Here is a 22,960-nt window from a genome sequence, read left to right as displayed (position 1 = left end):
CCCCATAGTCAAATCTATTGTCTTAAAATTATAATAATTAGGTTATACACTTTATGTCTGAGTTAACCCCCCCTAAATCACCAAGCATGCTTGATGCTTCTATCCCTGTTATCACTATGATAGGGCTGCTGACACTCGCGGTATTTTATTTTGGTGACAATTCATCTTACGGCCCCAACCAAATAGCTCTATTAATTGCTATGGGCGTAGCGGTAGTTATTGGCATAAAAAATGGGCATACATGGGCCGCGATAGAGCAAGCCATTATCAAGGGGGTTTCATTATCTCTTGGCGCGGTTCTTATTTTACTGGCGGTTGGTGCATTAATAGGTACTTGGTTATTGTCAGGCACTGTACCCACCATGATCTATTATGGATTACAGATACTTGATCCTAGTTGGTTCTATGCCGCGGCATGTATTATTTGTGGCATAGTATCAATGAGTATAGGCAGTTCTTGGACAACCGCTGCGACTATAGGTGTAGCGTTGATCGGTATTGCACAAGGCTTAGGGCTATCACCAGAAATTACTGCGGGTGCTGTTATTTCTGGTGCTTACTTTGGTGATAAAATATCCCCTTTATCAGAAACAACTAACTTAGCCCCAGCAATAGCAGGTAGTGAGTTGTTTGCTCATATTCGTTATATGTTTTGGACTACCATCCCATCAATTGGTACCGCGATTGTTTTGTTTTTAATTCTCGGCTTAACTGAGACCTCAAGCGCAAATAACGATAGTATTGAGTTGTTAAGTAAACAACTAGCGCAACAGTTTGATATTTCATTTTTCAATTTAATTCCACTTATTGTACTTTTAACGTTAGCGATTAAAAAAATGCCTGCTTTCCCTGCTGTGTCTATTGGGGCGTTAATTGGTGGGTTATGGGCGATATTATTTCAACAAGAGTTGATTATGCGTTTAGCTGCTAACGGTAGCGATGAATTGGCGGCTAATATTGTGGTTGTTTGGAGTACCTTGTTTGATGGTGTTAGTATTGAAACAGGTAATGATGAGTTAAATAAGTTATTAAGCGGTGGTGGTATGTCTAGCATGCTTAACACTGTTTGGTTAATTATGTGTGCCTTAAGCTTTGGTGCTGTGCTTGAGCATTTAGGTATGTTGAAAAAATTCGTTGAAGCGATATTATCAGCCGCTAAATCTACCGGCAGTTTAATTGCTAGTACTGTAGCTACTTGTATTGGCACTAACTTAATTACAGCGGATCAATATATGGCAATCGTTATGCCTGGCCGTATGTATAAAGAAGAGTATAAACGTCGTGGTTTAGATCCCCTCGTACTAAGTAGAACATTAGAAGACTCTGCAACGATTACCTCACCGTTAATTCCATGGAATACCTGCGCGGTTTATATGTCAGGTGTGTTATTAGTTAACCCACTTGATTACCTCTTTTATTGTTTCTTTAACTGGCTAAACCCTATTTTAGCGGTAATTTATGGCTTTATTGGCTTTAATATTAAAAAGCTTGCGGTAAAAACTGCATCTTAAACCACAGCGTTAATGGTCAATAAGTTTTAAATACTAAACTTCCGTATTATAATTCAAACATTAATATTGCTAAGCTATTTATTGTAGCTTAGCAATAAATGGCTTATCGTACATTATTGATATACAAGCTATTATACTCTCACATTCTTCACTTATTAAGGTACTTTAATGACTGATACATCACCACGTTTTTTAGCCGATTACGCTGCGCCTGTTTTTACTATTAACACGGTTAATTTAACCGTTAACCTTGATGACACTTGTAGTCAAGTACACAGTGAGTTAGATATTGAACGCCAAGAGCAAGAACCAGCGGATCTTGCTCTTAACGGTGAACACTTAATTTTAACTGCTGTTGTAGTGAATAATCAGGCTCTTACTCGTGAGCAGTATCAGTTAACAGACACGTTATTAATTATTCCTGCCAGCTCATTACCGCAAGCTAAACACTTTACTTTGCAAATAACGACTGAAATTAATCCATTAGAAAATACTGCCTTAGAAGGGCTGTTTAAGTCGGGTAATGCTTTTTGTACTCAATGTGAAGCTGAAGGTTTTCGCCGTATTAGTTACTACTTAGATAGACCTGATGTCATGGCAACGTTTACAACAAAAGTTATTGCGGATAAAAATTTATATCCACAATTGTTATCTAACGGTAATAAGGTTGATAGCGGTGATTTAGCCGATGGTAAACACTTTGTCACTTGGCATGATCCGTACCCAAAACCGTGTTACTTATTTGCGTTAGTGGCAGGTGATTTTGATGTATTGAATGATAGCTATAAGACAATGTCAGGTCGAGATGTTGCTTTAGAGATTTTTGTTGATAAAGGCAATTTATCTAAAGCGCAACATGCAATGATATCACTAAAAAAATCAATGCAGTGGGATGAAGAAACCTTTGGTTTAGAGTATGACTTAGATATTTATATGATAGTTGCCGTTGATTTTTTCAATATGGGGGCAATGGAAAATAAAGGCTTAAATGTTTTCAACTCTAAGTTTGTACTTGCCGATCATCATTGTGCTACCGATAATGATTACTTTAATATTGAAGCGGTTATTGCCCATGAATATTTTCATAACTGGACGGGAAATCGAGTTACTTGTAGAGATTGGTTCCAATTAAGCCTGAAAGAGGGGTTGACGGTATTTCGTGATCAACAATTTAGTGCTGATATGCACTCAAGTGCTGTTACCCGTATTCAAAACGTTAGAGTTTTACGCTCACAGCAATTTGCTGAAGATGCAGGGCCAATGGCGCATCCTATTCGTCCTGAAAAAGTATTAGAGATGAATAATTTCTATACATTGACTGTGTATGAAAAAGGCTCTGAAGTTATCCGTATGTTACATACCTTACTTGGCGCCAATAACTTCAGAAAAGGAATGGACTTATACTTTGCACGTTATGATGGTATGGCGGTTACTTGTGACGATTTTATTAATGCGATGGCTGATGCTAGCGAAAAAGATTTAACACAGTTTAAGCGTTGGTACTCTCAGTCCGGCACGCCTATTGTTGGTGTTAATGAGTCGTATGATAACGTTACCAAAAAATATACATTAACGTTAACACAGAAGTCACCTACAAGCGTCAACCAACCACATCCTCAAGCATTACACATTCCAATGAAAATAGAACTAGTAAGTGATGCACCGAATGAAACACAAAGTTACTTACTCGAATTAACGCAAACAGAGCAAAGCTGGGTATTTGATAATGTAGACAGTAAACCAACATTAGCCTTATTAGCTGATTTTTCTGCGCCAGTTAAATTAGATTATAGTCAAAGTGAAAGTGATCTATTAAAACTGATTAGTCATGCGAATAATAGCTTCTGTCGCTGGGACGCAGGGCAGCGCTTATTAATGTCGTATGTTCAGCAACTAACGTTAGATAAAAGCTTTACTTTACCTAATGATTTATTAGTTGCCTTTAAAAATATTTTACATAGTGATAGTGATCATGCCTTCATTGCAGAACAATTGGTCTTGCCAAGTTTTGATGAAGCCGCTGGCTTAATTGCCGAAGTTGACCCTATTGCATTAGTTAAAGCGCTGAAAAAGTTAACTGCCTTTATTGCTCACGGCCTACAAGATGAGTTATTTGCGTGTTATCAGGCCCGTTTACTTAATAAAGAGCTGGTCGATGATGTTGCAAATCGCGCTTTAAAGAATATTTGTTTGCAATATTTAGGTACTCTAGAAAAGTATCAATATTTAGCTAAAGAGCAATATATACAAGCAACGGAAAGTATTGATAATGCTAATATGACAGACACATTAGCAGCGCTAAATTGCAGTGCTAAATATAGCTTGAATAACTTTAGCTCACAAATGAGTGACTTTGAAAGTCGCTGGCAATCAACGACTTTAGTGATGGATAAATGGTTTGCGTTAATGGCAAGTCAAGTAAGTAGCGATATATTTGAACAGCTTAATCAATTGCTTTCACACACATTATTTACGCTCAAAAACCCCAACAGAGCACGGTCTTTAATTGGTGCATTTGCGATGAATAACCCAGAAAACTTTCATTGTAAAACGGGTCGAGGCTATCAATTCTTAACTGAACAAGTTATGGCGTTAAACGCTATAAACCCACAAGTCGCATCGCGTTTAATTACACCGTTAATACAGTTTAAAAACTTTGCACCTGCGCATCAAAATATGATGAGAGATAATTTATTGAAGATTCAAGGCTTGAGTAACTTATCAAATGATCTTAAAGAAAAGCTTGATGCAGCATTATGTGAATAAGCCAGGCAATGTAGTTAACTTACTGCCTTAGCGGATTTGGACTAATCTATAGAATAGAAAATTACCTAATGAAGTATTACTTTACAATTAATATGTCGGCATATGATTTTTTACCTTACTATCAAGGACATGTTGAATCAATTGTAGCAACTACAACCACAGGCGTTAGGGTGCAGTTTCCAGCTATGCACTTACGACAACATGTAACAAGTATCGGCATTAAAGGTTATTTTTGTTTAGAAACACAAAACAATAAATTTTTAGCGTTAACGAAAATTTCTTAAGCTATTTGAAATAAACTTAGAGTAATAGCTTAAAACAGTGGTCTGACCATGGAAATGCGATGATATTGTTAATAGAGTAAGTAAATAAGTGTTATTTCATGAACTTACTCTATTATTAATTGGTACGTGAAAAAAATAATAAAACAAGAGTTTAAAACATTTGCAGGAAATTATGCTTAAATTGAACGCAATTCATTTAAATACAGCGAGTTAGTTGCTATTTTTACGCTTGCTACCATAGTTAAATGATGCAATTATTGCGTAAACCACCTTGATGGTTACCATAAATAAAAAGTTAACTAGTATTAAAACAATAACGACTTAGAGTGCTTAAGCACAAATAAATTGGGATAGGGGAGACATTACATGACACACAACCCTCGTAATAGGTTTATAAAAAAACCTTTAGCTGTTGGCATTGCTGCAGCTTTTTCTTTAACGTCACTAGCAACAGTAAGTACCGTAAATGCTGCATTATTTGAGGTCGGTGATGTAGAAATTAGTTTCGACTCTACTTTTAGTGTTGGCTCAAGTTGGCGTGTAGAAGATAGAAACTGGAACGATAACGTAGGTAAATCGAATAATGCACAAAACGGTTTAGACTTCTCTAATTACTCCCTGGTAAACCCTGCTTTTGAACCATCAAAAAACACTGTTTGGGCTCAAGGTGCCGGTGGCTACTCAACTAACGGTGATAATGGTAATTTAAATTACAACGCTGGTGAGAGCTTTTCGAAAATGCTTAAAGGTAGCCATGATTTAGATATTCACTATCAAGGCTTTGGTATTTTTGTTCGTGGTATGTATTACTATGATATGGCAATGATGGATGATGATCGTGCTTGGTCTAACCCTATTACGGGTAATGTTTATGACCCTTGTCGTGATGGTGAAGCTAAAGAGCAAGTTTGTCGCGACATCCGTTTGTTAGATGCTTATGCTTATGGTGACTTTGATATAGGTGAAATGCCACTTTCTGTTCGTGTGGGTAATCAAGTTATTAGCTGGGGGGAAAGCACACTTATTTCTCACGGTATTAGTGAAATTAACCCAGTAGATATTGCGCGTTTACGTGCCCCTGGCGCAGAGCTAAAAGAAGCATTTATTCCTTTTGGTGCCTTATGGGGATCTTTGGGCGTTACTGAAAACTTTAACGTTGAAATTTTTTATCAATACACTTGGGAAAAAACAGTATTACCACCACCGGGTAGCTATTTCTCAACCAATGATTTTGCTGGTGACGGTGGTCAATATAACAATGTTCAGTTAGGTTTCGGTGGTAATCCTGACATGGACTTAGACTTTCTTATTTCAGGTTTAAATGATTTAGGTGCTGCGGTAAGATCTGGGGCAGTAACACCTCAACAAGCTGGGGCTATGTATCTTGCATACTCAGGTAACTTAACGTTAAGGGCTCCGGGCAGTAAAGCTGAAAAGAAACCTGAAGATGGTGGGCAATACGGTGTGCGTTTATCTTGGTTTTTACCTGAGCTAAACGATACAGAAATTAGCTTGTACCATGTAAATTATCACAGTCGCAGACCAATATTTTCTGGTGTTACAGCCGATTATAATGGTGCCACTATTGCCAGTGATTTAGGTTATTTGGCAACGAATGAAATTACTGAAGGTAATTATGACGATTTAAAGAGCTTCTCACGCGTAGAGCTGGTTTATCCTGAAGACATTAAAATGTATGCGATGAGCTTTAATACTACGGTTGGTACAACAGCTGTTGCCGGTGAAGTAAGTTATCGACAAGATGAGCCGTTTCAAATTGACGATGTAGAGTTGCTTTTTGCCGCGACGGCACAACAACTTTATAATGCCGAGCCAAATATTTCCAAAGGTGATGCATTAAATGGCGTTTCACAAATGGTTGACCCTGCTACAGGACAGCCTTTTGGCTCAGGTGTTTCAGCGAATGGCTTTGTATTGTCTGATACGGTACAAGCACAAATGACGTTAACTCACCTTTTTGGTCCTACGTTAGGCGCTAGCCAGTTTGTTGGTGTTGTTGAAGTTGGCGGTATTAATATTAATGATATGCCTTCAGAAGAGACATTACGCTTAAATGGTCCTGGCACAGCAAGAAGTGGTGGCATTGCTAGTAGCCCAGGTTTAAACCTAGCTCTGCAAGATGGCGTAGAAACTAACCCATTCCCAACAGAATTTGCCTGGGGTTATCGTGCTGTTGCTAAACTTGACTATACCAACGTGATTGCTGGTATTAATATGTCACCAAAAATTATTTTTTCTCACGATGTTAAAGGTATAACACCTGATCCACTGTTTATGTTTATTGAAGATAGAAAATCAGTATCGCTAGGTGTAACGTTTGATTATCAGAGTCGTTGGTCTGCCGACTTATCTTATAACGGCTTCTTTGGTGGTGTGGGAACAACCAACCAAATGGAAGATCGCGACTACGTTTCTTTCAACATCAAATACTCTATATAAGACTAGGAGCTTATTAAATGAAAACTATAATTAAATCTACTATGGCTAGGCTCCCTTTACTGTCGGTTGCTATTTCTGTTGCCTTAAGTGGCAATGCTTTTGCTAAAATTACTCCGGAGCAAGCTCAGCAGTTATCTAAAGAGCTTACACCAATGGGCGCTGTTCGTGCGGGTAATGCTGATGGCTCTATTCCTGCGTGGCAAGGTGGTATTACTGAACTTCCTACGGGATATACGGCTGGCGATCATCATCTTGACCCTTATCCAGATGATAAAATCGCTTATACCATTACAGCAAGTAACCTTGCTGAACATAAAGCGTTATTAACGCCAGGACAAATCAAGTTATTTGAAACTTATCCAGAAACATTCAAGATGAATGTTTACCAAACACGCCGTAGTGCTTCTTATCCTGAGCATGTTTATCAAGCGGTTGAAACGAATGCCACAAAAGCTGAACTGGTTGAAGGTGGTAATGGTATTAAAAATGCGGCTGTGGGAATTCCGTTTCCTGTTCCAGCGAATGGCTTAGAAGCTATTTGGAACCACACTCTGCGTTACCGTGGTGAAAGTGTAGTACGTCAAGGGGGGCAAGCAGCACCGACCGCCTCAGGTGATTATACTTATGTTGGTTTAAGTGAGACCCTATTATTACCTTATAATGTTAAAGGCGCTTCACCTGAGCAGCTTCAAGAAACAAATATTTTGTTTAAGTTTAAGCAAACTATTTCAGAGCCAGCCCGCCTAGCAGGTACCGCTTTGCTTGTTCATGAAACGATGGATCAAATTAAAACACCACGCCAAGCTTGGACTTATAATACTGGCCAACGTCGTGTACGTCGTGCTCCAAACGTAGCGTATGATTCTCCAGGTACAGCATCAGATGGCTTAAGAACGAATGACGATCTTGATATGTTTAATGGTGCGCCGAATCGTTATAACTGGACGCTAAAGGGTAAGCAAGAGTTATTAATTCCTTATAATGATTACCGTTTACACAGTGATAAAGTTAAATATGATGACATTTTACAACCAGGTCATATTAACCAAGACTTAGTACGCTATGAAAAGCACCGTGTATGGGTTGTTGAAGCTAACTTAAAAGAAAATACGCGTCATACTTATAAAAAGCGTGTTTTCTATATTGATGAAGATAGCTGGCAAGTGGCTGTTACCGATATATACGATAATCGTGATGAGCTTTACCGTGTAGGTATTTCTCATACAATTAACTACTATGAAGTGCCAACGCATTGGTCAACATTAGATGTATATCATGATATCCAGTCACGCCGTTATATTGCCTTAGGCTTAGATAATGAAGCTAAAATGTATGACTTCTCGCAAGAGTTAAATGAACGAGACTTCACACCAGCTGCATTAAGACGTGAAGGTCGCAGGTAAGCACTCTTTAAAACGGCTGACAACTATCAGCCGTTTTTAGTTACCCACTAAAGCTGCTGAACTTTTATTAACGTTCGGCAGTGCATTGTTTAAATTAATCGAGTTATTATATGAAGCGTTTCCTTGTTGCTCTCATTAGCCTATGTTTTATACCATTGTGCGCTTATGCAACACCCACCGTATTTATTAGCACAAACCTCTCAGGCAATGCCTCAGTTAAATCAGCACTGGCAAGCCAATCATTATTGCTCGATATTGAAAAAGTATCTGATGATAAAGTTGTTGCAGTAGGCGAATACGGACATATTTTAACATCTAGTGACGGTGAACAATGGCAACAAGCTAATGTCCCCGTGCAAACAACACTAACTAGTGTTACTTTTTATAATGAACAGCTTGGTTGGGCAGTTGGCCACGATGCTACTATATTGCACACTACTGATGGCGGTAATAATTGGCAAGTACAACACTTTCAACCCGAGCTAGAAAAACCATTATTGGATGTGTTATTTAAAAGCCCACTAGAAGGGGTTGCTATTGGCGCATATGGCTTAGTATTAAGAACACTTGATGGTGGTCAAAGCTGGCAAAATGAGTTTCATCAAGAGTTTTTATCTCCTGATGATAAAGATTATTTAAATGAGCTTAAAGTTGAAGATGAAACCGCTTACCTTGATGAGATTTCTTATATTTTACCGCACTTCAATCGTCTGGTTGCTGATGGACGCACATTATTCTTATTAGGTGAAGTAGGGCTGTTAGCCAAGAGTAATGATTTTGGTTTAACTTGGCAGCGTTTTGATGAAATTTACCGAGGTTCTTTTTTTGATTTAGGGCGCACTAAAGCGGGAAATTTATTGGTGGTTGGTTTACGGGGCAATATTTTTCGGGGGATTCAAAATGGTGCTCAATGGCAACAAGTTACTTCAGGCACCACCGCGTTACTTAATGATATTGTTTTTGGTGATAACGCCGATATGTTTATTTTAGGTAATAACGGTACAGTACTTATGAGCCTTGATGACGGTGAAAATTTCAGCTCTCGTATTCAAAGTGACGGGAAAGCATTAATTGCTGGCGTTTGGTTTAAAAATAAACTCATCGCCGTATCCGAAGTGGGTGTAAAAACACTCAAGTTACCGTCAAAGTAAGTCACACTAAGTACGCATTTAGTTACTTACTTAGCTCTTCGATATTTGATTTCATCGACTAGATAAAGACGATTAATCGTCATCAGTCATGATTTTGTTTGGAAAATAATAATATGAAAAAATCGCTCTCATCTTTACTTGAAATTAACTTATTCCGTCACCGAATTTTTGTGTTGATGTTATTTATCATCATGAGTACTTTTCTATTTTTTCAGGCGACACAAATAAGACTCGATGCCTCTTTTACTAAAAACATACCGTTAAACCATAGTTATATGAAAACGTATATGAAGCACAGTGCCAATTTTGGCGGTGCTAATAATATCCTTATTTCAGTCTGTGATAGTGAAGGAGACATTTTTAATGAGCGCTTTTTTGATACGCTAAAAGGCGTACACGATAAATTGTTTTTTATTCCTGGTGTTGATCGTATTCAAGTTAAATCCGTTTTTTCTCCAAGCACTCGCTTTGTTGAAATCGTGGAAGACGGTTTTGCTGGCGGACCTGTTATTCCTGCTGATTTTCAAGCAACTAAACAAGGTTTAGCTACGGTTAAAGGGAATATTGAAAAAGCGGGTATTGTTGGCAGTATTGTTTCTGATGATTACAGTTGTGCCATGGTTAAAGCGGCATTACTTGAAATTAACCCCGATACTGGTGAAAAATTAGATATTTTAAAAATATCAGAGCAACTTGAGCAAGATGTTAGACAAACCTTTGAAAATGAAAATATTAGTGTTCATATTATCGGTTTTGCTAAAATGGTTGGTGATGTGGCAAATGGTGCTAAAGGTGTAGTGCTATTCTTTGCTATAGCTATCGCCATTACAGCGGTGATGGTTTACCTTTTCTCTCATTCAATAAGGTTAACGCTACTTCCTATTACTTGTTCACTCATTGCCGTTATTTGGCAAATGGGTATGTTATCAAGTTTAGGGTTTGGTTTAGACCCTATGTCTATTTTAATTCCATTTCTTGTTTTTGCTATTGGTGTTAGCCATGGCGTACAAATGATCAATGCAGTGGTGAAAAAAATTGGCAAAGGGCTAACAACTAAAGCGGCGGCTCAAGCGAGTTTTAGGGCCTTATTAATACCAGGTGGTATAGCATTATTATCCGACACTGTTGGCTTTTTAACCTTACTTTCAATCGATATTGGCATTATTCGTGAGTTAGCTATTACCGCCTCTATTGGCGTGGCCATGATTATTTTAACCAACCTTATTTTACTGCCTATATTAGTGTCTTACATGAACATATCGCCTAAGGCTAAAGTAGGGCAGTTATCTGAAGAAAGTGTTTTTTGGCAAGTCGTTGCTTCTTTTTCAACAAGAAAGATTGCCTCGGTTATTCTTTTGTTTACCGCTATCCTTTATGTTATTGGTTTTTATCAAGGTAATAATTTAAAAATTGGTGAGCTACATGCTGGGGCTCCTGCATTGCATGAAAGCTCTCGCTATAACCAAGATACATTTTTAATTACCGATAAATACGCGATTAGCGTTGATTATATGTCCGTTATTGTTGAAACAACACCCGATGCGTGTACAAGTTATAACACCATGACGACGATTGATAAGTTTCAATGGCAAATGCAAAACATTGCAGGAGTGCAATCTGCGGTAAGCTTGGCATCAATTTCAAAATTAGTGAATGCGGGTTACAACGAGGGCAATCCTAAGTGGCGTGTAATACCGCGTAATCAGCAAACCTTAGTACAATCAATTGCACGTATTCCTTCATCAAGTGGCTTGTTAAATAATAACTGTAGTGTTATGCCGGTTATTCTTTTTTTAGAAGATCATAAAGCTGAAACGATTGACCGTGTTGTTGATGCGGTAAAACTTGCAGCAAGTGAATTAGATAATGAGGCTATAGAGTTTAAATTAGCGTCTGGCCCTGTTGGAGTCATGGCTGCAACAAACGAAGCTGTAGCGCAAGCTCAAATACCTATGATGTTATATGTATATGGCGCGGTTATTCTTTTATGTTTGATTAGCTTTAGAAGTGTCAGAGCTACCATTGTTGTGGTACTACCGCTTTATGTTGTTTCCACGCTTGCACAATGGTTAATGACAGTGCTTGATATTGGTTTAACGGTTTCTACATTACCCGTTATTGCTTTGGGGGTTGGTATTGGTGTCGATTATGGTATTTATATTTTATCAACGATGAGCGCCCAACTCAAAGCCGGTGCCAGTGTCCATAGTGCGTACTTATCGGCTTTAAAAGAGCGAGGTAGCGCAGTATTAATTACGGGAATAACCTTAGCTATAGGCGTATCCACGTGGTTCTTCTCGGATTTGAAATTCCAAGTTGATATGGGAATACTGTTAACCTTTATGTTCTTAGTGAATATGCTGGCCGCAATTATTGTTTTACCTGCGTTAGCGGCCTTCTTGTGGCCGGCTAATAAAGCTAATAAATGATTTAGCTTATTACTTGTTACTGAAGGTATTTAAAAAGCCCTATTTACACGTAAATAGGGCTTTTTAAATCCGTACAAGGAAATATTTTGTGTTCACTCTATTTGAGCTAGGGGTTGTTGAACTTTCGAGATTTTTTTGCCGATTTTTGTTGGGTGTTTATACAAGACAGAGCCTTTGTCGTGTGGTTATTCAGGACAATAAGCTCCTGCATTGTCTAATAAGCTACATCCATGTAGCGTCACATAAAAAGGTGATAACGCAGTAAAAATGACCAAAAAACGTTGTCCGCCGCGATTAAAACGCTTTTATCTCTAACAAAATTTAACCGTGAAAGTTCAACAGCCCATAGCTTATAAGTTATTGATTAAATAAATTTTTGGCATGTGTGATATTAATGCTAGATACACAAGCGATCTTCTGTTCGTTTAACATCGCGCTTGTTTCATTTTTTATTCTCGTTATCGCGTACTTTTCAGCATTATCTTTTACTGCTACTTTCGTTAATTTACTTACGTTCTCTAATTGCTCTCCTGCTAATAAACCTACCCACGCATCGCGCTGATTTTCTTTCGCGCTATAAAGTGCGATATCGGCAATATCGATAACTTGCTCCCAAGTAAACAGTTTAGGGTGGTGCTGAGAGAATGGGTATGAAGCAAAACCAATAGAGCAGCTACAATGGATACTTTTGGTGTTATTCAAAACAAAAGTATGGGTAGCAACAGCTTTTCTGAAGCGCTCAATGACTGCGTTAATTTTATAACGGTTAACATAGCGAGCTACAATAAGAAATTCTTCACCTCCCCAGCGAATTAAAAAATCCGACTCTCGAAAGGTTTGCTTGATTAATGTTTTCATTTGCACTAAAACATTATCACCTGCAGAGTGGCCATAGTTATCATTTACTTGTTTAAAATGATCGAGGTCGATAAGAATAAAAGTGAGATCATGCTCTAGGTTATTATCAATGTGATGGTTGACTGTATTTTCTGGAGCTGCCTGCTCAAGGCTAGCATTCATTTCATGATAATAACGATCTACGCGACTAATATCTTTGTCGATGGATTGATAAAGAAAACGCCTATTATGTAAACCTGTGAGTTGGTCAAGTACGCTTATCTCTTTCAACTCTTGATTTTTATATGCAAGCTCTTTAGTGCGTTCTTTAACATTATGCTCTAATCGTTTTGTATATTTCCGGACCTGAAGTTGCCTAAAAGCAAATAACAAAATAATAAAACCAACAATCAACGCAATAATTGATAATTGTTGATGATAACGCTCTTTTTGGTGCTTTTGTTCTTGTGCTATTTTTTGGTTTTCATATAAACTTTTCTGTAACGCACTGTCTTGCTCTAATAATTTTATTTTTGACTCTTGTTGTTCTTTGCTAAATTGTGCTTCAAGTTGTAATACTTTACTGTCTCTAACTTTCTCATGCACTGCTTGTTGCACTAAATTATAGCGCTGTAAAAAGGTATAGGCGTTTTCATAATCTAACTGTTGGAAATAAGCTTGAGCAACTATTTTTTGTAAATTTGCTTGGTGCGATAAAAAGCGCGTATTGTAATTTTTGAGTAATTGCTGTTTGGCGATGGTAATTGCTTTAGTAAAGTTACCCTGTTGTAGGTAAGCCCTTGCTAAATATTCAAAATAGTTACGTCTAGTTTGTGCGGGCAGGTTTTCTAAGGTTGCTGAGGTTAATGACTCGAGATAAAGCAGTGCCTTGGAGTAATCTCCTAAAATGACGTAAAGCTGACCTAAATATACTTTTAAAGAGTAAGCATTGGTACTTGTTTTGTTAACGGTATGTAGTGCTTGATTAAGTAACGCCTTAGCTTGGAAGTAATTACCTAACACAAGGTAAACTAAGCCCTTTTCAATAAGTATTTCATTGCTTATGTCTTGATTGACCTGATTACTTAATAGTAACGCACGATCATAAAATTCAAGTGACTCTTTATAGCGCTCAAGCTCAGAGTAGAGCTGCGCTAAATTTTGTAAAACACGTGTTTTTATCTCTGGGTTATGTAGTTTTTCGCTTAATTTAAACGCCTGAAAATTATATTTTAAGGCGTCAGAGTAATGCTCGTTACGTCTTGCGATCATGGCTTGAAAAATAAGTGTTTCTACTAATATATCGTTACGTTTAAGGTCTATAGCCAATTGCTTTAATATGGCTATTTTAGGAATTGAACGCATGTCTAAATCATTAGCGACATAGGCTTGCAGTTGTAAAAAACGTAACGAAAGACTTTTCTCTTTCGGAGAGTCATTTATCAATGACTCTGTTTTATCAATAACACTTTGAGGGTCTAATTTAATTTCATTAGCTAAGGCGCTTAAAGCCTCATCGTTTTGTGCATAGCATTTATTGTTGGGTATTGTGAACATTAATAAAGTGCTGACTATAAGTGATTTATAAATAACACTAATCATTTGGCGTCAACCGTTAACATAGTACTGTTTGCTATAGACCAGCCTTTAACCTTTGAATTAATGAAACCTGCTTGACGATATAGTTTTTCTATTTCTCCACTTTCACGCATGATTTTAATTCCTTTATTTAAGGCATTAAACACTTGCGCTCCATTAGGGTGTTTTTTACTGACCACAAAATGACGACTACCAGGCAGCATTATTTTAATATTAGGAATAGGAATATAGGTTTTATCATCGAACATTAAACTTAGATCTTCTTGTAAACTGAAATTGATCAGCATAGCGTCAACAACCTGGTACTCTACCATCGATAGCATGTCAATCCATGACCCCATAAAGTTGATCGTTTGTACTGGGCTATTATGTAACGCTCGCCAATCAGCGCCCCATTGGCTACTGGTAATAACTTTTAAATCTTTAAGGGTCTCCATCGTGGTCGACAATGCTTTTTTATTACTTCGGCTTGTATAAAATCCAGCTTCATATTCACCGTACCTAATTAGTGGGTCACTAATATATAAAGAGCCTTGATAATCCTTAATCATCTCAAACCATAATGTATTACCATAAAGTAAGCTGTCACCTTTAACTAAAGACGTTACTTCTCTTAGTGTTAAGGAGTCTTTTGGGTTAAAAGCGATAGTAGACTTTTCACCACCGAGGTATAGTGCTTTTTGTAAAATAATCATTTCGACTATTTCACGTTGAGAGCCTACTTTAGTAGGAGTGTAATCTTTAATGTCTATTGCTTTTTGTCCTCCAAGAGCTAGGTTATAACGTAACCTATAATCTTCAGCTTTGAGTATATCAGCATATATAACCGAATCAGCTAAAGTTGCAGGACAATAAAGAAGACATAGGGTCAACAAAATACGACAAAAGTAATTAAGGGAAATATTAGAGAAAGTAAATTTCATTTAGACAACTGTATTATTTTTTAGATATTCAAAAAATTTAATGAAAAATTAAAAAGGGAACCTCTCACTAAGTTATTACACTAAGCTTATTAAACTATAGATGTGAAGTACTTATGAAGCAAATTATGTATCGGTACACCTGATTGAAAAAGCGAATAAAACATTATTTATAGTATTTTGTTTTTTTGCATAAATAAACACAAATATCGCCTTTAAAGCATTATATATTTAGCTTAGTTGCATAAACATAATCAAGTGTACAAGAAAGTGTTCATCTACTGATTTTTATCTAATTATTTAGCCCGAGTTAATGAAAATATTACTCGCAATCGCCTAAATTTATTCATAAAATTCATTTCATAGTCTATCCTGATAGACACTATTAAAAAAATAAATAGTAAATTCATTTATTGAGCCTTTTTATCGACTAAATAATGACTTTATTAATACAACAACCAATTATTTCAAGCTTTCTTTTTAAAAGGAAACACTCATGGCGTTAGTGAACAGTTCTTCCTCGGTTATACTTAACAATGTAGCGAAACTTATCCAACAAAAAGTTGATAGTAAAACTGCTCCATTAGTTGAGCAGTTTGCCAATTTATTGTACGGGAAAATATCGTCTTTAGATTTATTAGATCGTAATGACAGTGATATGTATGGCGCGGCATTAAGCTTATGGAGTTCATTAAATGAACACAAAGATGAAACGCCGGTTATTCATGTATTTAACCCATCAGTAGATAAAAACGGTTGGAAGTCGAGTCACACCATTATCGAAGTTATCGTTAAAGACATGCCTTTTTTAGTGGACTCTATTCGTATTGCACTAAACCGTCTAGGGCTTTCACCACATTTAATGTTAAATGCGCCATTGAAAGTTGTACGTAATGAAAAATTAGATGTGACGGCACTATCACCTATTGTTGACACAAAATTAAAAGCAACGTCAGAAGAAACTATCTTCTTAATTGAAATAGATCGACAGTCAGAGCAGAGTGAGCTTGATAATATTAAGTCTGAATTATTATCAGTGGTTGAAGATATCAGCTTAACCGTAAGTGATTGGCAACCTATGCTAGCTCGCTTAAAAACCGTGATTAGTGAAGTGAGCAAAGCTAAGTTACCGGGCGGTAAGCAAGAAAAACAAGACTCATTAGACTTTCTTAACTGGATGGCTGATAACAACTTCACGTTAATGGGTTACCGCGATTACGAAGTACAAGCCGTTAAAGGCGATATTTCGTTAAATGCCAATATTGGGTCGAGCTTAGGCTTAATGAAAAACTCAAAAGGTACCGCGACTCGACTAGTTTCAAGTTTAAGCGAACGAGGCCGAGAAGTTGCGCTAGGCAATAGTCACTTAATTTTAACGAAAACTAATTCGTGTTCACGGGTTCATCGTCCAGCTCAGCTTGACTATATTGGTGTTAAACGCTTCGATAATAAAGGTAATGTGATTGGCGAAGAGCGCTTTATTGGTTTATTCGGCTCAGCCTATTACACCAATAGCGTACAGAACTTGCCGTTTATTAGCTCAAAAGTTATGGCGGTATGTGACGCGTCAGGTTACGCCAAGGGTACTCACGACTATAAAACCCTAATCAATATTTTAGAAACTTACCCACGTGATGAAATATTGCAATCGTCAGTTGATGAATTATTACGAACGGTTACAGGCATTTTACAAATGCAAGAACGCGATTACTGTGGCTTATTTGTTCGTCGCGACGCGTTTGATCGTTTCTATTCTTGTATGGTTTATGTACCAAGAGAACGCTATAACACCAAATTACGTATTGATACGCAAGAATTATTACAACAGGCATTTAATAGTAAAGAAGAAGTTGAATTTACTACCTTCTTCTCAGAGTCTGTTCATGCAAGAACACATTACATTGTGAAAGTTAACTCGACTAAAGCAGATATTAACGTGAAAGAAATTGAAAAGAATCTAAATGAAGCTGCCCGCAACTGGGATGATAAATTAGTATCAGCACTAGCGGCTAATTACGGTGAAGCTGACGCTAAAGCACTTGGTCGTAAATATACCCACTTCCCACAATCGTATAAAGATGAAGTATTACCAGGTTCAGCTATTGTTGATATTGAAAAGCTAGAAAAGGTGAGTGCAGATAACAGCTTAGAAATGTTATTTTATCAACCGCTTGAAGAGAAAGCAGATAGTCGCTTTGTTAAATTAAAGCTATTTCATATTGGTGAGCCAATCCACTTAAGTGACGTATTACCAATGTTAGAAAACTTTGGTTTACGTGTTATTGGTGAAAGCCCTTACGCAATAAAAACAATTAACGGTGAAGTGAACTGGATTTTAGACTTTTCAATGCTCGTTAATGGCAATGGTAAGTTTGATTTATATAAAGTAAGAACATTATTCCAAGATGCGTTTGCTAAAGTATGGAGTGGTGATTTAGAAGATGATGGCTTTAACCGCTTAATTTTAGGTGCTGGTATTGAAGGTAGGGCAGTATCAATATTACGTGCTTTTGCTAAATATGAGCGTCAAATCGGTGGTCGTTTTAGCCAAAGCTATATCGAAGATACCTTCTCTAATTACCCGAGTATCGCTGAGTTATTAATTAACCTATTTAATTTACGCTTTGACCCGCAAAGTAAGTTATCAGCAACGGCGAAAGAAAAAGCTATTACCAAGGTATTAGCTGAAGTAGAAAGCTCTTTAGATAATGTTGCTAACTTAGATGACGATCGCATTATTAGACGTTTTGTTGAAATGATTAATGCGACGATTAGAACGAACTACTTTCAAAAAGATGCCCAAGGTAATACTAAGTCTTATATTTCATTTAAAATATTACCAGAGCAAATTAGCGAAGTTCCTTTACCTATCCCTAAATTCGAAATATTTGTCTACTCTCCTCAAGTAGAGGGTGTGCATTTACGAGGCGGTAAAGTTGCTCGTGGTGGTTTACGTTGGTCTGACCGTCGTGAAGATTTCCGCACAGAAGTATTAGGCTTAGTTAAAGCACAGCAAGTGAAAAATACCGTTATTGTACCTGTTGGTGCAAAAGGTGGTTTTGTTTGTAAACAATTACCAAGTGGCTCTCGCGAAGAAATATTTGAAGCAGGTAAAGAGTGCTACCGTACCTTTATTCGAGCATTGTTAGATATTACTGACAATATAGTTGATGGTGAAATTGTGCCACCCAAAGATGTTATTCGCCTTGACGAAGATGATGCGTATTTAGTAGTAGCAGCAGATAAAGGTACTGCGACTTTCTCTGATATTGCTAACAGTATTTCGGATGAGTATAACTTCTGGTTAGGGGACGCATTCGCATCAGGTGGTAGCGTTGGTTATGATCACAAAGCTATGGGCATTACCGCAAAAGGTGCATGGGAATCTGTGAAGCGTCATTTCCGAGAAATGGATATTGATTGTCAAACAACCGATTTCACCTGTATTGCTATAGGTGACATGGCGGGCGATGTTTTTGGTAATGGTATGTTGTTATCAAAACATATTCGTTTACAGTCTGCGTTTAACCACATGCATATTTTTATTGACCCAAATCCAGATGCAGCAAGCTCTTACGTTGAACGCGAGCGTTTATTTAATACGCCAGGTTGTACTTGGGAAGATTATAACGCGAAATTAATTTCTCAAGGCGGTGGTATTTTTAGTCGTCATGTGAAATCAATTAAGTTAACGCCTGAAATTAAAAAAATGTTGGGTACGCAAAAGCAAAGCTTAGCACCAACCGATTTAATTCAAGCTATTTTAACCATGAAAGTTGATCTACTTTGGAATGGCGGTATTGGTACCTATGTTAAAGGTAGCAAAGAAACGCATTTAGAAGTGGGCGATCGCGCCAATGATGTTTTACGCATTAATGGTAAAGAGTTAAAAGCAAAAGTTGTCGGTGAAGGTGGTAACTTAGGTTTTACTCAACTAGGTCGTATTGAATATGCAGCTAAAGGTGGTCGCATTAATACTGATGCGGTAGATAACGCGGGTGGTGTAGACTGTTCAGATAACGAAGTTAATATTAAAATTTTACTTAACACGCTAGTACAAAATGGTGATTTAACCATCAAACAGCGTAATAAAGTGCTTTACGATATGACTGATGAAGTAGGTGAATTAGTTATTGAAGATTGTTACCGCCAAACGCATTCATTGTCTATTACCGCTATGCGTGGTGTTAACCAACTTAAAGAGCAAGTGCGCTTTATTCATGAATTAGAAAGAACGGGTAAACTAGATCGTACCTTAGAGTTTATCCCTGATGATGAAGAAATTGCTGACCGTTTAGCGCAAGGCAAAGGTTTAACGCGCCCAGAGCTATCGGTGTTACTTGCTTACAGCAAAATGGTGTTAAAAGAAGACTTAGTGCATGATGAAATCACAACAAACGATTATCATGACAGATTGTTAATAACCGCTTTCCCTGAGCAACTACGTAATAAGTATCAAAATGAGATGCAAAACCATCCATTACGTGCAGAAATTATTGCCACTAAACTTGCTAACAAAATTGGCAATGATATGGGCTTTAACTTTGTTAATCGCATGCAAGAAGAGACTGGTGCAAGTGTTGCTGAAATAGCGAACTGTTATACTATTGCTAGTGCGGTGTTTGAACTTGAAAGCTTTTGGGAACAAATTGAAGTGCTAGATAATAAAATATCTACAGCTATTCAAACTGAAATGTTATTTCAATATCGTCGTACGGTACGCCGTGTTACACGCTGGTTCTTACGTCATCGTAATAAGTCGTTACCTATTGCTGAGTCAATTGCTCTTTATCAACCAACGTTTGCAACGTTGTCTGAAAAGCTAGCCGACTTTATGATCAGTGATGAAATTGAAGCGCTAGAGCGTGTTGCTAATGACTTAGTTGAAGCAGGTATTCCGAAAGTTATTGCGCAACGTATTTCACAGTTAAGTACACTGTTCTCTACTATGGATATTGCTGAAGTTGCCCAAGAAAACGGTTGTACTATTGAGCAAGCAGCTAACCTTTACTTTAAACTGGGTGCACGCTTAGAGCTACACTGGTTCTTAGACCAAATTACTCGTCAAGCGGTTGCAAACCATTGGCAAGCATTGGCAAGAGCGTCATTTAGGGAAGAGCTCGATTGGCAACAACGCTCACTAACTTCAGTTGTATTACGTTGTCAGTGCGATAAAGAGTTCTCTGCACTAGACCAACTACTTGATAAATGGATTGCAACTAACGAACAACCACTTGATCGCTGGAAGCATATTTTAACTGACTTTAAAGTAGGGCAAACGCACGATTTTGCTAAGTTCTCAGTGGCATTACGTGAATTAATGCTATTAAGCCTAAACTGCCAACCGGTTAGCATTAATTAATTATGGCTATTTAAGCACCAATAGCGTGAATAAATAAAGCTTGTTTTATTGATCAAATCCTCGCCTAGCGGGGATTTTTTTATGCTATTATGCAGCCATAATTTTTAGCGCGTATTATTTATCTATTGAGTAGGAACATTATGTTTTATCCAGCTATTCGCAAAGTACTTTTTCAGTTTGATGCGGAAACTATTCACGAACTGACGATTAAAGGTTTAAAAAGTACCGGTAAATCACCAGTTAATGTACTTTATAAACAATCGGTGCCAAACAAGCCGGTAACGGTTATGGGCATTAAATTTCCTAACCCTGTTGGTTTAGCTGCCGGTTTGGATAAAAACGGCGAATGTATTAATGCTTTTGCAGCGATGGGGTTTGGTTTTGTTGAAGTGGGTACCGTAACACCACGACCACAGCCAGGTAATGATAAACCGCGTATTTTTAGATTACCTAAAGCTAACGCAGTTATTAACCGTATGGGCTTTAATAATAAAGGTGTTGATTACTTAGTTTCACAAGTACAAGCGGCTAACTTCAAAGGCGTGCTTGGTATTAATATTGGTAAAAATAAAGATACGCCTGAAGAAAATGCCAAAGACGATTACATTCATTGTATGCGTAAAGTGTATAACTTTGCTTCTTATATTACCGTGAATATATCATCGCCAAACACTCCAGGTTTACGCTCATTACAATACGGTGAAGCATTAAATGAATTATTGTCAGCCCTAAAAGCAGAGCAAACAGCGTTAGCCGAGCAATACGATAAATATGTTCCAGTTGCGGTAAAAATTGCCCCAGACTTATCTGCAGAAGAAGTTAACTCTATTGCACAGTCACTGATTGATAATAACATTGACGGTGTTATTGCCACTAACACTACGCTTTCTCGCGAAGGAGTAGAAGGATTAGAGTTTGGCGATGAGCAAGGTGGCTTAAGTGGCGCGCCAGTAAAAGATAAAAGCACACAAGTTATTAAGCTACTTTCTCAAGCACTAAATAATAAACTACCTATTATTGGCGTTGGCGGTATAGCATCGAGTGAAGATGCGAATGAAAAGCTTCAAGCTGGTGCGAGTTTAGTACAAGTTTATACTGGTTTTATTTACCAAGGACCACCATTGGTTAAAGAAATAGTTAACGGCTTATAACACTCTTCGTATTACTTTATACCCGTTATTAGTAAATAATAACGGGTATAAAGCACCTCTGAACTCCTTTCTAAATAATAAAACGCTCGCTTACATAATAGAGATAATGCTTTGTAACTACTATTATGAGCAATGTCTTTAACGCTTGTTATATACCATTACGACAATATATTAATAAACCAGCATTACATAGCTTACGCGCATCAGAGTAAAAAAAGTTGTCATGTGCAACTTAGATATTAATATCAATAAGCGGTGGAATGATTGTTTAAGTTTATGAGAAGCTTTAAAATTTAATGATGTGTACTTTATAAACGTATTAATTGTTTTTGTTACAAGTTGTTGCTTTTTGTGATGTGTTTTTACGTTACACTAAGCAAAGTAGAATCATCAAATAATAATTACTAAGAGAGAGGTTAGCGATGAGTGTCCTGAAAAAAAGTGTTTTAGTTTTAGCCGTAGCAACAAGTTTAGTTGCAGCAACCGTTAGTGTGGCTCAAGAAGCAACTTCACTAAAGCATGCTAATTATTCAACTGAATTACGTCAGTCGGTTTTTAGTCTTTTAGGTAGCAACATGGGACCATTAGGTGCTATGGCGAAAGGTAAAGCTCCTTTTGATGCCCAAAAAGCTGAAAAACATGCGCTGCGTATTAACCAGTTATCATTAATGATTGCCGATTACAGCCGTACTGATACCAGCAAGTTTGATGTTGAAACCGAAGCACTCGCTAAAATTTGGCAAGAAACAGACAACTATAGTCACCGTATTGAAGATTTAACTAAAGCATCTGCTGCGTTAATGGCAGCGGCTAAAACCAAAGATGAAGCGGCAACTAAAAAAGCTATTGGCGGTGTAGGTAAAACTTGTGGCGGCTGCCATGATGACTTTAAAAAAGATTAATGATTAGTAACCTTTTGGAATGCTAATTTCAAAAATGAAAACTCATTAATGAAGCACACACTTTGTGTATTTTGGATGTGCTGAGTAAAAAACCGATATGTTAATTTTAACGTATCGGTTTTTTTATGAGACGATGAACCTGAAGGGCATTAAATAACCTAACCTCAGGTTATTTAGAACATTAG

Annotated in this window: 12 protein-coding genes; 10 read left to right on the top strand and 2 right to left on the bottom strand. The window is 37.3% G+C overall.

The features are described 5' to 3' along the window. The first annotated feature begins 53 nt into the window (after nucleotides 1-53). The 7 genes from nhaC to ABD005_RS12660 all read left to right on the top strand — a co-directional run bounded on the left by nhaC (nucleotide 54) and on the right by ABD005_RS12660 (nucleotide 12,004). A complete protein-coding gene (gene nhaC, locus ABD005_RS12690) occupies nucleotides 54-1,511 on the top strand; it encodes a Na+/H+ antiporter NhaC (RefSeq protein WP_343817845.1) in 1,458 nt (485 codons plus the stop codon). A gap of 168 nt (nucleotides 1,512-1,679) precedes the next feature. Then, nucleotides 1,680-4,277, top strand: coding sequence for an aminopeptidase N (pepN, locus tag ABD005_RS12685; protein ID WP_343817844.1), 2,598 nt, complete (start codon nucleotides 1,680-1,682; stop codon nucleotides 4,275-4,277). Between the two features lie 68 nt (nucleotides 4,278-4,345). Then, nucleotides 4,346-4,561 carry a DUF2835 domain-containing protein gene (locus ABD005_RS12680; protein WP_215980733.1) on the top strand — a complete coding sequence of 72 codons (216 nt, stop codon included), beginning with the start codon at nucleotides 4,346-4,348 and terminating at the stop codon, nucleotides 4,559-4,561. Nucleotides 4,562-4,927: 366 nt separating this feature from the next. Next, nucleotides 4,928-7,021 carry a DUF1302 domain-containing protein gene (locus ABD005_RS12675; RefSeq protein ID WP_343817842.1) on the top strand — a complete coding sequence of 698 codons (2,094 nt, stop codon included), beginning with the start codon at nucleotides 4,928-4,930 and terminating at the stop codon, nucleotides 7,019-7,021. A 41-nt stretch (nucleotides 7,022-7,062) separates the two neighbouring features. Then, a complete protein-coding gene (locus tag ABD005_RS12670) occupies nucleotides 7,063-8,424 on the top strand; it encodes a DUF1329 domain-containing protein (protein WP_215980737.1) in 1,362 nt (453 codons plus the stop codon). Between the two features lie 110 nt (nucleotides 8,425-8,534). Next, nucleotides 8,535-9,575, top strand: coding sequence for a WD40/YVTN/BNR-like repeat-containing protein (locus tag ABD005_RS12665; protein WP_343817840.1), 1,041 nt, complete (start codon nucleotides 8,535-8,537; stop codon nucleotides 9,573-9,575). Nucleotides 9,576-9,688: 113 nt separating this feature from the next. Further along, a complete protein-coding gene (locus tag ABD005_RS12660) occupies nucleotides 9,689-12,004 on the top strand; it encodes an efflux RND transporter permease subunit (protein ID WP_343817838.1) in 2,316 nt (771 codons plus the stop codon). A gap of 357 nt (nucleotides 12,005-12,361) precedes the next feature. Here the strand turns inward: ABD005_RS12660 and ABD005_RS12655 are convergent, their stop codons facing one another. After that, on the bottom strand, nucleotides 12,362-14,398 hold the full coding sequence (locus ABD005_RS12655; RefSeq protein ID WP_343817836.1) for a tetratricopeptide repeat-containing diguanylate cyclase: 2,037 nt from the start codon (nucleotides 14,396-14,398) through the stop codon (nucleotides 12,362-12,364). A 41-nt stretch (nucleotides 14,399-14,439) separates the two neighbouring features. Then, nucleotides 14,440-15,363: a hypothetical protein gene (locus tag ABD005_RS12650; RefSeq protein ID WP_343817834.1), complete on the bottom strand. Its 924-nt coding sequence runs from the start codon at nucleotides 15,361-15,363 to the stop codon at nucleotides 14,440-14,442. A gap of 493 nt (nucleotides 15,364-15,856) precedes the next feature. Between ABD005_RS12650 and ABD005_RS12645 the strand changes: the two genes are divergently transcribed. The 3 genes from ABD005_RS12645 (at nucleotide 15,857) to ABD005_RS12635 (ending at nucleotide 22,775) form a co-directional block, all read left to right on the top strand. Then, nucleotides 15,857-20,722: an NAD-glutamate dehydrogenase gene (locus ABD005_RS12645; protein ID WP_343817833.1), complete on the top strand. Its 4,866-nt coding sequence runs from the start codon at nucleotides 15,857-15,859 to the stop codon at nucleotides 20,720-20,722. A 140-nt stretch (nucleotides 20,723-20,862) separates the two neighbouring features. Further along, a complete protein-coding gene (gene pyrD / locus ABD005_RS12640) occupies nucleotides 20,863-21,873 on the top strand; it encodes a quinone-dependent dihydroorotate dehydrogenase (protein ID WP_343817831.1) in 1,011 nt (336 codons plus the stop codon). Nucleotides 21,874-22,295: 422 nt separating this feature from the next. Further along, nucleotides 22,296-22,775, top strand: a complete 480-nt coding sequence (locus ABD005_RS12635; protein WP_215979006.1) for a c-type cytochrome — start codon at nucleotides 22,296-22,298, stop codon at nucleotides 22,773-22,775. Nucleotides 22,776-22,960 lie beyond the last annotated feature (185 nt).

The organism is Colwellia asteriadis (assembly GCF_039523295.1).
Taxonomy (GTDB): Bacteria; Pseudomonadota; Gammaproteobacteria; order Enterobacterales; family Alteromonadaceae; genus Colwellia; species Colwellia asteriadis.
This window is presented reverse-complemented; position numbering and strand designations above follow the sequence as displayed.

Bases quoted from the DNA above. Each gene is read 5' to 3' on its own strand.
- nhaC (WP_343817845.1), top strand. From the start codon at position 54: ATGTCTGAGTTAACCCCCCCTAAATCACCAAGCATGCTTGATGCTTCT.
- pepN (WP_343817844.1), top strand. From the start codon at position 1,680: ATGACTGATACATCACCACGTTTTTTAGCCGATTACGCTGCGCCTGTT.
- ABD005_RS12680 (WP_215980733.1), top strand. From the start codon at position 4,346: ATGAAGTATTACTTTACAATTAATATGTCGGCATATGATTTTTTACCT.
- ABD005_RS12675 (WP_343817842.1), top strand. From the start codon at position 4,928: ATGACACACAACCCTCGTAATAGGTTTATAAAAAAACCTTTAGCTGTT.
- ABD005_RS12670 (WP_215980737.1), top strand. From the start codon at position 7,063: ATGGCTAGGCTCCCTTTACTGTCGGTTGCTATTTCTGTTGCCTTAAGT.
- ABD005_RS12665 (WP_343817840.1), top strand. From the start codon at position 8,535: ATGAAGCGTTTCCTTGTTGCTCTCATTAGCCTATGTTTTATACCATTG.
- ABD005_RS12660 (WP_343817838.1), top strand. From the start codon at position 9,689: ATGAAAAAATCGCTCTCATCTTTACTTGAAATTAACTTATTCCGTCAC.
- ABD005_RS12655 (WP_343817836.1), bottom strand. From the start codon at position 14,398: ATGTTCACAATACCCAACAATAAATGCTATGCACAAAACGATGAGGCT.
- ABD005_RS12650 (WP_343817834.1), bottom strand. From the start codon at position 15,363: ATGAAATTTACTTTCTCTAATATTTCCCTTAATTACTTTTGTCGTATT.
- ABD005_RS12645 (WP_343817833.1), top strand. From the start codon at position 15,857: ATGGCGTTAGTGAACAGTTCTTCCTCGGTTATACTTAACAATGTAGCG.
- pyrD (WP_343817831.1), top strand. From the start codon at position 20,863: ATGTTTTATCCAGCTATTCGCAAAGTACTTTTTCAGTTTGATGCGGAA.
- ABD005_RS12635 (WP_215979006.1), top strand. From the start codon at position 22,296: ATGAGTGTCCTGAAAAAAAGTGTTTTAGTTTTAGCCGTAGCAACAAGT.